The organism is Mesorhizobium sp. B283B1A, from assembly GCF_020165735.1.
In the GTDB taxonomy this organism is placed as follows: Bacteria; Pseudomonadota; Alphaproteobacteria; order Rhizobiales; family Rhizobiaceae; genus Mesorhizobium; species Mesorhizobium opportunistum.
Map to the genome: position 1 here is coordinate 18,824 of NZ_JAIUIQ010000020.1, position 14,228 is coordinate 33,051.

A 14,228-nucleotide genomic window follows, 5' to 3' on the forward strand; every position below is an offset into this window, starting at 1 on the left:
CAATTCCAGAGCCTGTTCCATCCCGATCATTGGGCTGGGCTCTATCTCTCTGTTTGGGCATGATCTTTTCCGAAAACCGGAACCCACATTCCGGGATCATGCCTTGGCTGTCAGGCGCCTCGAAGATCGGAAGCATCGCCCACAGGCAACGCAAGCTTCATGCCAGACGGCGGGGCCTGTCGGCCCTCGCCGCCGGACATCCGGCAATACTCCCGAAAGATGGGCATTATGCGGCTTCTTCCTGACGTTCATGCGACTGGACGAACTCCTGAAGCATCTCGAAGACCGGGCCCTTCATGTCGTCTCGCGCCAGAGCGAAGGCGATGTTGGCCTGGATGAAGCCTTGCTTGGAACCGCAATCGAACATGCGGCCGAGGAAAGGCTGGGCGAAGAACGGCTGATCCTTCGACAGCCGGACCATGGCGTCCGTCAGCTGGATCTCGTTGCCGGCGCCGCGCTGCTGATTGCCCAGAAGCGCGAAGATCTCGGGCTGCAGGATGTAGCGGCCGTTGATGTAGAAGTTCGACGGTGCGGTGGCCGGGGCCGGCTTCTCGACCATGGCCGAGACCTCGAAACCGCCGCCGACGTCGGCACCGCGGCCGACGATGCCATATTTGTTGGTCTCGCTCGGATCGCAGCGCTCGACAGCGATGACGTTGCCGCCGGTGCGCTCATAAAGGTCGACCGTTTCGGCGAGACATCCGCGGCGACCGAAGGAAACCATGTCGGGCAAAAGCAGGGCGAAGGGCTCGTTGCCGATGACCTCGCGTGCGCACCAGACGGCATGGCCGAGGCCCTGCGGCGACTGCTGGCGGATGAAGGAGGTGGCGCCGGCCACGGGAAGCATGCTTTCGAGCGCCTCCAGCTGGGTCTTCTTGCCGGTCTGCTCCAGGGTTCCGATCAATTCCGGATGCAGGTCGAAATAGTCCTCGATGACCGCCTTGTTGCGGCCGGTCACGAACACGATGTGCTCGATGCCGGCCTCGAAGGCCTCGTCCACCGCGTATTGCACGACGGGCCTGTCGACCACCGGCAGCATTTCCTTCGGCATCGACTTGGTCGCCGGCAGGAACCGTGTTCCAAGCCCCGCCACCGGTATCACGGCCTTCCTGATTTTCTTCATCGCAAATTCCTTCTGAGGAGATCGACTTCAGTCCATTCACAGGCCACGAGAAATCCCTTCATGTGCCTGCATCTTCACCTCCCCACCCCCACGGCAAACTGTGCCGCTACTCTTCGCAACCGCACGGCGATCGGCATGCCCATATGCCTGACCGCCGCCGGGTCGCTGAGCGCCGTCCGGATCGCCTTGAACGGGGACCGCGCCTTGATGTGCTGGACCATCGCCAGGAAGGAGGCCGCCTTGCGCAAGCTGCGGCCGCGCCGGGCGAAGGCAGCCAGGGCCGCCTCATCCATCCGATGGCTTTGAGCGAATTTGGTATCCGCCTCGCGCATCGCCTCGACATGGTGAAGCTCGAGCACACGCGAGATGGAGCCGCTGAGAATGTGGTAGGCATAGCCGATATCAGGCTCGACCACGCATCTGCCGCCCTTGGCCAGCGCGTCGGCAAACAGGATGTAATCCTCGCCGATCCTCAGTTTCTCGTCATAGCGAAGCCGGTTTTCATCCAGGAACCGGCGCTGGAAGATCGGCTTGAGGTAGCCGAGGTTGAACTTCGATTCGAAAACGACGTTGCCGGCGATATAGGTGGCCAGCGAAATCTCGCCCAGGCGCTCCAGATACTGCCGCGGGAACATTGCGTCCTCGACGACACCGTCCTCGCGGACGACCTGGAGATTGTCGACGGCGATCTGGGCATCCGCCCTCTCGGCGCGGGCAATCATGGCTGCCATGCGGCCTGGAAAGACCGCGTCGTCGGAATCCAGCACCGCGACCCACCTGCCGCGGGCGACGTCCAGCCCGGCATTCCTGGCCCCGCCGGGGCCCCTGTTTTGCGGGAGCGCGACAACGCGAACGATGTCCTGCGGATAGGCCCTTGCCACATCGAGCGTCGCGTCACGCGACTTGTCGTCGACGACGATGATTTCGACGCTGACATCCTTCTGGGCGATGGCGCTGGCGATCGCCCGGTCCAGCGTTGCCTCGGCATTGTAGGCGGCAATGATGAAGGAGACATCGGGGACGAAAGAGACATCCGGGATGGGGGAAACGTCAGGCTGCACGCTTGCCTCCTTCCCGTGGCGAGGGCTGGCCGTAGAGGCGTATCTCTCGAATGCCGACGAGACCGCTGACGACCCCGACATGCATAATGCCGCGCAGCACGCTTCGGTTCCGGCGCACCGGGCTGGCGACGACGGGAAGCGCCGCGGCGAAGCAATAAAGCGCCTTTACCGAAGCCAGGCCGATCTGTTTGACGAGGCCGATGCCACCGGCGTTGTGGCCCAGGAGGTGGCCGTGCGTCTGGCCGACCCGGAAGCGCCGGCGGCCCAGCCAGTCGAACGCAGCCCTGGTTCGCGGCACCACCTCGTTTGCCCAGGCGTCTGGGGAAAAAGCGATACGGCCTCCCGCCTTGTGCATCTGGTCGAAGTACTCGGTGTCCTCGCCGCCGGTCTGGCCGCGCGCCAGGCTGAAGCGACGGCCGCGCAGGCTGTCCGCTCCCACGCGCAGCAGCACGTTGCAGGTGTAGCCGGTGCGGATCTCGCCCTGCACCCAGACGGGCAAGGTGGAGTGAAAATCGCCGCGCCGCATCCAGTCCGGCGCATCCGGGCGGTAAAGCGCCCGCACCGGGCCGAGCACGGCGGCGGCACCGCTCGTTTCAGCCGTCGTGACCAGCTCCGCGAGCCAGCGGGCAGTCGCCGTCTCGTCATCGTCAATGAAGGCGAGAAAATCCGCCTCGCTGGCATCGAGGCAAGCGTTGCGGGCGATCGAGATGTTGCGCGCCGGGCAATGACGATAGCGGACCGGCACCGCCAGTTCCCGCGACAGCGCCGTCACCAATTCCCTGGCGCTGGGCGTGTCGTCATTGTCGGCGACGATGATGCCGACCTCGAAACCCCTGGGCATATCCATGGCGGCAAGCGAGCGCAGCGTGTCGGCCAGTTCCGGCCGCCGGAACGTGCACACGCCAATGTCGATGCTGCGGTTCTTGGCCTGAACAGCCATCAAGCCACCCCGCGCCGCGAGCCGAGGCCGAGAAGCTGCAGCCAAAAACCGACGGACCAGCCGAGATGCATGACCATCGCCGAGACCCCGGCCAGCGCGACATCGGCCTTGCGTTGGCGAATCGCCGCCACCAGGCCATAACCCAGGCACACCGACGCCCAGACCAGCAGCGGCACCGCCGCGATCCAGTGCACGAACGAGAAGGCCGCGAGAAGAACCACCGGGAACACCGCCAGCGGCACCATCTGCCGGACCTTCGGGATGACACGGTGCTTCAGCACGTTCTTGGCGCGGCCGCGGCCATAGCCGAGATATTGAAAATAGAGACCCTTGAGCGAGGTGCGCGGGTAGTAGACCATCTGCGTCTTGCCGCTCATCCAGATCTTGTAGCCGGCTTGCCGCAGCCGGTAGTCGAGTTCGGCGTCCTCATTGTGGCTGAACGTCTCGTCATAGCCGCCGACAGCGCCGAAGGCCGAAATCCGCATCAGCGCATGGTGGCCATGGTCGATCCACTCTCCGGCGGAGAGGTGGCGGTGCTTGGAACCGCCGGTGCCGAGTTTTGAATTTTGCGCCGCCGCCGCCGCCATCTGCACGGGGCCGTTGCCGCTGGTCAGCATGGAAACCACCACCGAATCAGCGCCCGTGGCCAGTGCCTCCTCGACCAGCCGGTCGCAATAATCGTCGGGATAGCCGCCATGAGCGTCGATCCGGATCAGATACTGGGCACCCTCGCCGAATGTGCCGACGGCGAGATTGATCGCCGCGCTCTGTATGCGCCGCTGGTTGTGCAGCAGGATGACGCGCGCATCCCTGGCGGCGACATCCTCGACGATGGCCAGCGTGCCATCGGTGCTGCCGCCATCGGCAACGACAATCCTGGCGCCCAGCCTTTCGGCCGAGGGCCGCAACTGGTCGAGCAGCGCACCGATATGGGCCGCCTCGTTCAGGCAGGGGATCACAATCAGGCTGGAAGGAAGCGCTTGCGTCATCGGGCGAGGTCCATCCTATGCCAGGGCTTCGGCCGCGAGGGGTTCGCGCACGATGGTCAGACGGCGCAGTTTTTCGACGAGTGCCCTGCAGTCGCTGCGATCGTAGCTCCACATCCTCGGATTTTGGGCAAGCACGCGGGCTTTCAGCCTGTCGAAGCGGTGCTCCTCCATCTTGCCGAGCGCGCTTTCGAGCGCATCGGGCGTGGCTTGCGGCAAAAGGATACCGATGTCCTGCTGACTGAGGAACCGTCCCGTCTCTGTGTGGCCCATCGAGATCGGCACCGCGCCGAAGCGGCAGCCTTCATAAAGGCGGTTGGGCAGCAGCCATTCCGAATTCTGCCCCTCCTCGAAGAAATCGATCGCCCAGGAGAAATGGACGTCCTGATAGATCGACGCCATGTCCTCCGGATTGCGGTAGGGGCCGCGAAACGACAGATACGGTTCGGCTTCGACGAAAGCATGGAAATCCGGGAATTCGGACAGAGCCGGGCGGCCGCGCAGCACGACCTCGAAGCGTCCATCCATGCGGCGCGTGAAATCGGCCAGCAGTTCGAGCGAGCGGCGGCAGCGCAGCGCTCCGAACCAGCCGATTCGCCATGGCGGCGCGGCAGGCGTTTCCGCCATCTGGCGTGCGCCGGGCAAAATCGCCGCCGTCTCGAAATACTTGTTTTCGACCAGTTCGACAGGTGCGGCGACCTGGCGGAAGGGCTTGAAGTAGTTGGCGATGAAGGCCGGCGAACTGGTCACCAGCAGCTTCACGTCCCGCGCCAGATGGCGCTCCGTGGCGCGCAACGCCTTGCCGAGGACATCGTTGCGAAGCACCAGGCGATGGATGTCGAGGCATTCATAGACGATCGGGACCGTGGCACCGAAGGCCGATCTGGCACGGCCGGCAAGCGCCAGCATTTCCAGGTTGCGCGCGATGATCAGATCGGGTCTCGGCGTGCCGCTCAGCTTCGCCCGAAGAGAAACCGCCGCTTTCGCCACCGCTGCCAGCCGCTGGACGAATCGGCCGTCGCGCGTCGCGCCAAGGTCGATCGGCCGCAATCCTTCGATGTCGGCGATCGGGGTCGCGGTGCGGCGGAAACCCGCCAAAGTGACCCGGGCGCCGCCTGTCCGGAGCATCGTGATCCGTCGGCGGACCGCCGGATCGGAAACATCGTGCACCAGGTACAAGACATGCAGCATGAAAACTCGACCGCTGTTTGACCCACCCAAGGGAATGCTAGTACAGCTCTTGCTGCATCGCAACATTTTTGGCGCGGAGATGGACATTTTCTGTTGCACTGCAAAATTATTGCCGTAGTTTGGGGTCGGCGGCGGTTGTGGATTTCGGGCTCCGGAATCCGCGCAAAGATCAGGAATCCTGAATTTGGAAGCCAATCCATTCGACCCGCCAGAAGGCTCGTTGCGCAAATCGGTCGGCCGTGGCGCGGCCGTGACCGCCATGTCGCAATCGGTGCGGGTCGCGACACAGATCATATCCGTCATCGTGCTGTCGCGGCTCCTGTCGCCGCAGGATTTCGGCGTCGTGGCGATGTGCGCGCCGGTGCTGGCCTTCATCGCCCTGTTCCAGGATTTCGGCCTGACTCAGGCGACGATCCAGAAGTCGGGCATCCGGCATGAGGAGGTGAACTACCTCTTCTGGATCAACGTTGCGGTCAGCGCCATCCTGGCCTGCGTGCTCGCGGGCGCCGCACCGCTGGTCGCCGCCTTCTACGGCGAGCCGCGCGTGGCTGGCCTGGTGGCCGCCCTCGGCCTGCAGATCATGGCCTATGGGCTCGGCGCCCAGCATCTGGCGCTTCTGACGCGGCGCATGCAGTTCGGACGCCTGGCGATCATCGATGTCGCCAGCGCCGTCGCGGGTCTGGCGGTATCGATCGCCTGGACCTTCATCGACCGCTCCTACTGGGCGCTGTTTGCCGGCACGCTGACCGGCGCCGTGCTGCCGACGCTGTGCTATTGGGCAAGCTCACGCTGGCGGCCGGGCCTGCCGCGCAAGGTCGCCGGCATCGGCGAACTGATCAATTTCGGCGCCGGCATCACCGGCTTCAACTTCGCCAATTTCTTCGCCCGCAACCTCGACAACGTGCTGATCGGCAAATACTGGGGCGAGGCCCAGCTCGGCCTTTACGACCGCGCCTACAAGCTGCTTTTGTTCCCGCTCAGTCAGATCACCAATCCGCTGTCCAAGGTCATGGTGCCGGCGCTCTCCAGGCTGAAGGACGAGCCAGACCGCTACCGCAGCGCCTATCTGCGCGTCATGCCGCTGATCCTTTTGGTGGCGCTGCCCGGCGTCGCCTTCGCCACCGCGATGTCGGACGTGCTGATCCCCTTCGTGCTCGGCGAGCAGTGGCGGGCGAGCGCCTCGATCTTCCTGGCGCTCGGCTTTGCCGGCCTGCTGCAGCCGCTCAACAACCCGGCGGGATGGCTTTTCGTCAGCCAGGGCCGTTCCGGCGACTTCATGCGCTGGGGCATCATCACGGCGGTGACGTCGGTGCTCGCCTTCGCGCTCGGCCTGCCCTACGGCGCGCTCGGCGTGGCTATCGCCTATGCGGTCAGCGAGTATCTGCGCACACCGTTCCTGTGGCTCTATGTCGGCAGGAGCGGGCCGCTGCGGGCCAGCCATGTGCTGCGCGCGGCAACGCCCTTCGTGCTTGGCGCGCATCTGGCGCTGGCGGCGGTCTGGCTGGCCAAGCCGCTGCTGCCGCAGCAGCCTGTCGTTGCCCTGGCCGGCGGCGCCATCCTCGCCTACGCCATCACCATCGTCGTCGCGCTGGCGTTCGCAGCCGGCCGCGAGGCCTTGCGCGAAGCCGTGAAAATGCTGCCGGCAAGGCCGCCAGCGGCGGCGCCGCGCCAGGCGCAATAATTTCGGCGCTTTCGACCGCTATCTCCATATCCACCCAAGCATCAGGTCCGATCCATGCACTACCGTTCGATCTCCGACATGAACGACGCCATCGTCAGCAACCTTCACCGGCTGCCGCGCGACATCGACCTGGTGGTCGGCGTTCCAAGAAGCGGCGTGCTGGCGGCGACGCTGGTCAGCCTTGCGGCGAACATTCCTATGACCGATCTGGATTCTTTTCTGGACGGCCGCGTCTACACGTCGGGCATCACCAAGCGCCGCGCCGCGCTCGACCGCAAGGTCTCGGACATGCGCAAGGTGCTGGTGATCGACGACAGCGTTTCCGGCGGCAATGCCATGCGCGACGCCCGCGCCCGTATTAAGGCCGCCGGCATCGAGGCGGACTATACCTTTGCCGCCGTGTTCGGCCTGCAACCAAAGCATCAGGAGACGGATATCGTCTTGGAGGTGGTGCCGCATCCGCGCATGTTCCAGTGGAACTTCATGCACCACAAATTCCTGGCGCAATGCTGCGTCGACATAGACGGGGTGCTGTGCCTCGACCCGACCGAAGCGGAAAACGACGACGGCCCGGCCTACGAGAAATTCCTCAGCGAGGCACGGCCGCTTCATGCCCCGACCCACAGGATCGGCTGGCTGGTCACCAGCCGGCTGGAGAAGTACCGCGCGCTGACCGAGGCATGGCTGGCCAAGAACGGTATTCAGTACGACCAGTTGATCATGCTCGATCTGCCGAGCAAGGCAGAGCGGCAACGGCTTGGCGCGCATGGCAGTTTCAAGGCCGATTTCTATCGCAAATCCGACGCCATGCTGTTCATCGAAAGCGAGCATGCGCAGGCGCTGAAGATCGCGGAGCTGTCAGGCAAGCCGGTATTGTGCGTCGAAACGCACATTGTGAGCTTTCCCGATGCGCTGTCGCTGCCGGCGCTCGGCCAGGCGGCGCGCAACCTGCCGGCGAGGCTGCGGCAGGTCAATTCGCAGGAAGGCCGCAAGGGCGTCGCCAAGGCCCTCGCCCGCGCCCTGCTTGGCGCCCGCGGCTACGAGACGCTGAAGAGCCGGGTCAAGCGTCCGGCCTGACCGGCATCGCCATCTGGTGCGCGGCGGAGTACCTTTTCAGGCGGCCTGGAGCGCGCGCTGCTGGATCGCCTTGTCCAATATCGAAAAGAAGGTGACGAACTGGCGATCGGGATCGAGTTCCGGGCGCGCCGCGAAACTGCGTGCGAGACTGGAGACCCGCTCATATTCCTGGTTGTCGTTCCACAACCGCCTGACGGCCGCGACCCAGTCGACGAGCGGGGAGTCGTAGTCGAGCACCACGCCGCCAGGTCCGATCGCCTCAGGCAGGCCGCCGCGCCGCGAGCCGACGACCGGGATGCCGCTGCAATGGGCCTCCGAGGCGACGCGACCCCAGGCCTCTTCCCATTTGCTGGGCGCCAGCAGGATCCGGGTGCGGCCATAGACCGTCTTCATGTCGCTGGTGCGGCTCTCCAGCGTGACGTTGCCGAGCGGTGCGATCGTCTCTTCGATGCGCGCCCGATGGTCGTCGTCCAGCTTCCAGCTTTCGACGAACAGGAACGGGATTTCGGGGCAGGCGCCGGCAAGACGCACCGCAAGCTCGAAGCCCTTTTCCTCATAGGGGTTGATCAGGGTCACGAACTGGCCCGTCGTCGGCGTGCTGTAGTGCGTCGGATTGATGGTCGGCGGGATCACCGTCGTCTCGATGCCGAACTCCCTCCTGTAGGTACGCGCGGTGAATTCGGAATTGGCGATGTAGAGTGCGGAGCGCAATTCGCGCAGGTCGCCGCCCAGCTCGTGGAACTCGACATTGCGGAGATAGACGACCAGCGGCACGCCCTTGGCCTGCAGCGCCTTGCCGATCGGCACCGACTTGTGACACTGGACCACAGCCACATCCGGCTTCATCCGGTCGACGGCAAAGCTTGCCGCCTCCCAGGGGAACCAGGCCCGGACCACCGGGTAGCCGGGGAAGCTGTCGACGACGGCGGGCTGGCGCAAGAGCTTCATCTTGGCGCGCGCCTTGAAGCCGAAGACGCCGTCGCCGAACAGGGCGGCAAGCACCGAAGCCTCGTGCCCGTTTTCGATCAGCTGTTCAGCCAGATGATGCGTGCTCGACTGGACGCCACCGCTGAATTCGGGGGTGTAGCCATTGCCGCCTGCAAAAAGGACTTTCATGGAATCGGCTCCTTGTCGCATTTCGTATTTCGTTCCGAGGCAACCGACGGCGCCTCGCATTCGACGTCATGCAAGCTTCGGTGGCTCCAGGTTCGCGAACGGATTGGTGCAGGATTGCCAGCCGGTAAACCGGATCGGATCGTCAGGCGAACTGCGCCATGCGTAGTCCGTCAGCATATGGAATTCGGCGACGACCCAGCGGTCGAAATGTGTCAGATCTTCCCGCTTCTCCTGGGGCAGCAGGCGGCGGACGGCACCCAATTTGAGCTCCTCGACCAGCGTGACCGCGTCACTGAGCTTCGAACTCGGGAATATCCACGGGTTGCGGTTGCGAAACTCCAGCGCGAACTGCTGCAGATGCTCGATGCGCATGTTCAGCCGGCCGAGGTATTTCTCGAGCGTGACACGAACCAGGTCCTCGTCGGAGAACGAGGAGACGGCGGCATAGGCGACACCTGTCGACACCACGCCCCCGGCCACGATTGCCAGCGCCGAACGTCGTGAGACTTCAATCATCTGATCGCTCCTCTCATGCGATCCGGCCCGCCGCCCGCAAGGACAGCGCCGCCGCGGTCAGGCTCGGGTTGGCGCAGGAACAGCTCGGATAGGTGCTGGTGCCGACGACGACCAGGTTCCGCAGCCGGTGATGGATCATGCCGCTATCGACAACCGAATCGGCCGGGCCGGTGCCCATCCTCAAGGTGCCCTGGACATGCGATTCGGTCGGCCGGATGCCGCGGTCGAAGAGCCCTTCGACGGGCAGCGGGGCAAGCAGCCCCGGCAATTTCTCCAGCGCCCGCGCCATGCCCTTGACCGCATAATCCGACGGTGCCTTGAAGCTTACGAAGGCATTGTCGTCCTCGTCGAGGGTGACGAAATTCTCGTGATCGAGCAGGTTCTCGGTGACCACGACAAGCGGCAGCGCCTGCCGCAGCCGCCCCTTTTCGGCGCGCATCCCGTGCTGCCAGCGGTTCTCGAAATAGACCAGCGCCGCCGCGTGCTCGGATCGGTGCGGTCCATCATAGAGGCCGAAATTCAGGCCGGTGGTGATGGTGCTGCCGTCGAAATTGTCGACGCCGTCGAGATAGACCTCGAAGTTCCAGCCATAGGATTCGTGCAGGCCGCGCCCGACGAATTCGTCTCCGAGGCCCGATCGCAGCATGATCGCCGCACTCTGGATGGCATTGGCGCCGAGAATGAAAAGGTCGCCGCTGACCTGGTATTCCTTGCCGTCCTGAACGAAGGTCACCGAACGGACCGTGCCGCCGACATGGTCGAGCCGCCGCACTTCGGAGCCGAGGCAGACCGAAATGTCGGGATGCTCGAAGACATGCATCAGGCCGTTATTGGCGGTGAACTTGGCGTCGACCGGGCACAGCCAGCAGCGCAAATTGGCGCAGCACGAGGTGCGTTGCGACGTCGGCACCCGGGCGCGGGCGGTGGGCATGACGAAGTGCTGGCCGGGCTGGGCCGCCTTCATCATCTTGTCCGGCGTCGACATGCGATGCGGCGGCTGCGGAAACGGCTTCGAACGCGGCAGCATCGCCGCCATGTCGGGATCGCCCGAGATGGACATGATGTCTTCGGCGTCGCAATAGAACGGCTCGACGTCGTCATAGCTGATCGGCCAGTCGTTGCCGATGCCGTAGGTGCTTTTCAGCCTGAAGTCGTTGGGATGGAACCTTGGCGTCTGCGCGAACCAGCAGTTGGTGCCGCCACCCAGCCCGATGGTGTAGTTCCACGGCTTGTCCGAGTTGGTCTTGTAGGTCGTCTCGTCATCGATGTCGGTGTTGGCGTTCTGATTGAGCTGCCACTCATGAGTGTTGTGGCGACCCCATTCCAGCACCAGGATGCGTGCCTTGCGGCGCTTGGCGAACTCATGCAGGAAGAAGGCCGAACCGAAGCCGGAACCGATCGCGACAAGGTCGAAATGGTCCTTGGTGATTTGCTCCGGCTTTACGTCCAGCACCATCAGCTGTTCATCCTTTCCGCGTCCGGCGCGTTCATCCTGGCCATCCCATCCGTTTCGGGCTTGCCGGTGCCCGCTCTCACGCCGCCATTCTGCCGATCGAGTGATATTCGATGCCGTGGCGCGCGATGACCTTGGGGTCATAGAGGTTGCGGCCGTCGAAGATGACCGGCGTGGTCAGTGCGTCCTTGACCGCGTCGAAGGACGGCGCGCGAAAACTCTTCCATTCGGTCGCGATCAACAGCGCATCGGCGCCGCGCAGTGCCGCCTCCTTGGTGCCGCACAAAAGCAAATCATCGCGCAGCCCGTAGATGGCCTGGCATTCCTGCATCGCTTCGGGGTCGTAGGCCTGCACGCTGGCGCCGGCCTGCCACAGCGCCTCCATCAACGTGCGGGCCGGCGCCTCGCGCATGTCGTCGGTGTTGGGCTTGAAGGCCAGGCCCCACAACGCGAAGGTCTTGCCCTTGAGATTGCCCTTGAAGTAGCGGTTCACCTTGTCGAACAGCACGGACTTCTGATCGTTGTTGCGCTCCTCGACGGCGCGCAGCAGCTTGGCGTCGAACTTGACGCCTTCGGCGGTCTTGATCAGGGCGCGCACGTCCTTGGGGAAGCACGAGCCGCCATAGCCGAGGCCCGGATAGATGAAGTGGTAGCCGATGCGCGGATCGCTGCCGATGCCCTTGCGCACCTCCTCTATGTCTGCGCCCAGCTGCTCGGCCAGATTGGCCATCTCGTTCATGAAGCTGATCTTGGTCGCCAGCATGCAGTTGGCGGCGTATTTCGTGAATTCGGCGCTGCGCACGTCCATCACGATCATCTTCTCGTGGTTGCGGTTGAACGGTGCATAGAGCTCGCGCATCACCGCCTCGGTGGCCTCGCTATTGGTGCCGACGATGATGCGGTCGGGCTTCATGCAGTCGGCGACGGCGGAGCCCTCCTTGAGGAATTCCGGGTTGGAAGCGACGTCAAACGCCAGGTCCTCGCGGCCCCTTTTCTTCAGCGTCTCGGCGATCCTGGCCTTGACCTTTTCGCAGGTGCCGACCGGCACCGTCGATTTGCCGACGACGATCTTGGGCGTCTCCATTTCACGGCCGATGGTCTCGGCGACCGCCAGCACATATTTGAGGTCGGCCGAGCCATCCTCGCCGGGCGGCGTGCCGACCGCGATCATCTGGATTTCACCATGCCTGACGGCGGCGGCGGCATCGGTGGTGAATTTGATGCGGCCGGCTGCGTGGTTTTCCTTGACGATGCTTTCGAGGCCAGGCTCGAAAATCGGGACCAGGCCCTGGTTGAGCCGCTCGACCTTGTTTGCGTCGACGTCGACGCAAACCACCTGGTGCCCGACCTCGGCAAGCACCGCCGCCTGCACCAGGCCGACATAGCCAATTCCAAACACCGTCAAGTTCATTCGGTTTCATTCCTGTCCATGGCGGCGGACTGTTTTTGATCCGGCCGGTTCAATTCGTCTTTCCCAACTCTTTTACGCTGCATACGAGCGATTCCGGAAACTGGCAGGGTTCGCCGAGCGCGGTGAAGGCAACCCGCTCGATCTGCAGCGAAAGTTTACGGCCAGGATCCGCGAACGCGCCCATCCAGCCCTTCATGGTGTCGCTGCCCCAAAGGCTGAAGAATATCTTCTGCGCGTGGGAGGGCAGCTTCGCCGGATCGGTGATGGTGTTCACCAGCTGGCCGTTGACGTACCAGCGCAAACTATCCTTCTCCCAGACGAAGGCGTAATCGTTGAAAGCCTTGTCGGTGCCGCCGGGCACCTCGACCAGCTTCTCGTTCTTGCCCTTGCCGGCGATATAGGCGTTGACCTGCACCTTGGAGGTGTCCTTGGTCAGGATCTCGAAATCGATCTCGTCCCAGGGCTGCTTGTCGGACGGGCCGATATAGGAAAAGAAAGCCGCGTTGAGGCCGGGACCGGCGTCGGTCTTCATGCGCGCCTCATAGGTGCCATAGCCGAAGCGCTGCTTGGTCTGGATCTCGCCGCAGGCGAATTCGCGATCCTTGGTCTTCTGCTTCTCGAAGCCCAGCGACAGCGTTCCCTCCGCCAGGCTGACCTGTCCCTTCGACCAGGTGCAATTCTGATGGCTGCCGTTCGTCCAGCCGTCGGACACGTACCAGCGCGAGCGATCTAAACTCTTGAAATCGTCGACGAACGACGGCGAGGACTGGATGTCCTGCGCGTGGGAAGGAACTGTCGACAAGCTGCCAAGAGCGACCAGCAGCAAAGAAGCACCGAGCCAAGCCATTCGCCCCCAGCCGCCTTGCTCTGCCTGATGCGCACCAATTGCCGCCTTGGGCGTAGTCTTCGGATCCGAATTCATACCAAACTCACCTTTGTGCTGTGCGTCCCCAACCCAAAGTCGACGTTCGAACCACTTCCAAACGGGCCAACCTCGGCCTTCTTGACCCTCTCCAACTCCTTTTGCCGTCTCGAATCAAATCTTCCGCAACAGTCCCGCACCTTCACCTTCACCCTCGGCCGGCGCCCGCCGGCTTGGTGAATTCGACCATGGCGGCCGGATCGGGCGCGCCATTTTCGTCGAAAACCATATCCAGCGCATGGCGGAGATCCTTCATCATGCCGTCCTGGCGCGACAGCGCCGCGATGCGGCGCTCGCAATTCAGGATCGACGTCGTCAGCGCGCTGACTTCGGAGGAGCGACGATCGGAAGCGGGATCGTTTTCCATGGCTTCGACAAGGAAGGCCGCATTGGTCGATGTCTTGCGATAGCGGATCTCCAGGCCGGTCCTCTCGGCCTCGATCTCGGCGGCGATCTGCTCGAACAGTTTCGCCAGACGATCGAGACGCGCGATGTCGGTCTGCCGGTCTCGGGCCGGATCCCTTGATCTGAAGCCGAATATCGAGGCCATGAACTAAATTCCTGTCATCGCCGGCTTTCGGGTCGGCTCCTGGCCGATCCCCGCGCCGGGGCTGAAAAAAAACTCGTACCGTATCGTCCTGCTCCTCTGAGGGGAGAGACTTCAGACCAATCCGATCGGGGGCCAGTTCGGCTGGTCGTCCAATTTGCTGCAGCGCAACATAGACTGCCATCCCCGGAGCCGCGAGGCAAC

Annotated in this window: 13 protein-coding genes; 2 read left to right on the forward strand and 11 right to left on the reverse strand. The window is 63.7% G+C overall.

Annotated features, from left to right (window positions below):
• Positions 1-226: 226 nt before the first annotated feature.
• The 5 genes from LB577_RS18360 to LB577_RS18380 all read right to left on the reverse strand — a co-directional run bounded on the left by LB577_RS18360 (position 227) and on the right by LB577_RS18380 (position 5,301).
• Positions 227-1,123, reverse strand: coding sequence for a UTP--glucose-1-phosphate uridylyltransferase (locus tag LB577_RS18360; RefSeq protein ID WP_224687773.1), 897 nt, complete (start codon positions 1,121-1,123; stop codon positions 227-229).
• 74 nt (positions 1,124-1,197) lie between these two features.
• The gene (locus tag LB577_RS18365; RefSeq protein WP_224687774.1) at positions 1,198-2,184 is read right to left on the reverse strand and encodes a glycosyltransferase family 2 protein; all 987 of its coding nucleotides are present in this window, start codon (positions 2,182-2,184) and stop codon (positions 1,198-1,200) included.
• On the reverse strand, positions 2,174-3,124 hold the full coding sequence (locus LB577_RS18370) for a glycosyltransferase (protein ID WP_224687775.1): 951 nt from the start codon (positions 3,122-3,124) through the stop codon (positions 2,174-2,176). The genes LB577_RS18365 and LB577_RS18370 overlap by 11 nt, the downstream gene beginning before the upstream one ends.
• The gene (locus LB577_RS18375; protein ID WP_224687776.1) at positions 3,124-4,113 is read right to left on the reverse strand and encodes a glycosyltransferase family 2 protein; all 990 of its coding nucleotides are present in this window, start codon (positions 4,111-4,113) and stop codon (positions 3,124-3,126) included. The genes LB577_RS18370 and LB577_RS18375 overlap by 1 nt, the downstream gene beginning before the upstream one ends.
• 15 nt (positions 4,114-4,128) lie before the next feature.
• Positions 4,129-5,301, reverse strand: coding sequence for a glycosyl transferase family 1 (locus tag LB577_RS18380; RefSeq protein ID WP_224687777.1), 1,173 nt, complete (start codon positions 5,299-5,301; stop codon positions 4,129-4,131).
• Positions 5,302-5,485: 184 nt separating this feature from the next.
• On the opposite strand from LB577_RS18380, the gene LB577_RS18385 reads away from it, so the two are divergent.
• Positions 5,486-6,982: a lipopolysaccharide biosynthesis protein gene (locus LB577_RS18385; protein WP_224687778.1), complete on the forward strand. Its 1,497-nt coding sequence runs from the start codon at positions 5,486-5,488 to the stop codon at positions 6,980-6,982.
• Positions 6,983-7,036: 54 nt separating this feature from the next.
• Positions 7,037-8,059, forward strand: coding sequence for a phosphoribosyltransferase family protein (locus tag LB577_RS18390; RefSeq protein ID WP_224687779.1), 1,023 nt, complete (start codon positions 7,037-7,039; stop codon positions 8,057-8,059).
• 36 nt (positions 8,060-8,095) lie between these two features.
• Here the strand turns inward: LB577_RS18390 and LB577_RS18395 are convergent, their stop codons facing one another.
• The 6 genes from LB577_RS18395 to LB577_RS18420 all read right to left on the reverse strand — a co-directional run bounded on the left by LB577_RS18395 (position 8,096) and on the right by LB577_RS18420 (position 14,027).
• Positions 8,096-9,175 (reverse strand): glycosyltransferase, encoded by a 1,080-nt coding sequence (locus LB577_RS18395; RefSeq protein ID WP_023767516.1) that lies wholly within the window; start codon positions 9,173-9,175, stop codon positions 8,096-8,098.
• A 66-nt stretch (positions 9,176-9,241) separates the two neighbouring features.
• The gene (locus LB577_RS18400) at positions 9,242-9,691 is read right to left on the reverse strand and encodes a hypothetical protein (RefSeq protein ID WP_023775840.1); all 450 of its coding nucleotides are present in this window, start codon (positions 9,689-9,691) and stop codon (positions 9,242-9,244) included.
• Positions 9,692-9,704: 13 nt separating this feature from the next.
• The gene (locus LB577_RS18405) at positions 9,705-11,147 is read right to left on the reverse strand and encodes a GMC oxidoreductase (RefSeq protein WP_224687780.1); all 1,443 of its coding nucleotides are present in this window, start codon (positions 11,145-11,147) and stop codon (positions 9,705-9,707) included.
• A gap of 76 nt (positions 11,148-11,223) precedes the next feature.
• On the reverse strand, positions 11,224-12,555 hold the full coding sequence (locus LB577_RS18410) for a UDP-glucose dehydrogenase family protein (protein ID WP_023767513.1): 1,332 nt from the start codon (positions 12,553-12,555) through the stop codon (positions 11,224-11,226).
• Positions 12,556-12,604: 49 nt separating this feature from the next.
• A complete protein-coding gene (locus tag LB577_RS18415) occupies positions 12,605-13,477 on the reverse strand; it encodes a family 16 glycosylhydrolase (protein WP_283257909.1) in 873 nt (290 codons plus the stop codon).
• Between the two features lie 148 nt (positions 13,478-13,625).
• Positions 13,626-14,027 carry a hypothetical protein gene (locus LB577_RS18420; RefSeq protein ID WP_023767511.1) on the reverse strand — a complete coding sequence of 134 codons (402 nt, stop codon included), beginning with the start codon at positions 14,025-14,027 and terminating at the stop codon, positions 13,626-13,628.
• Positions 14,028-14,228: the final 201 nt, after the last annotated feature.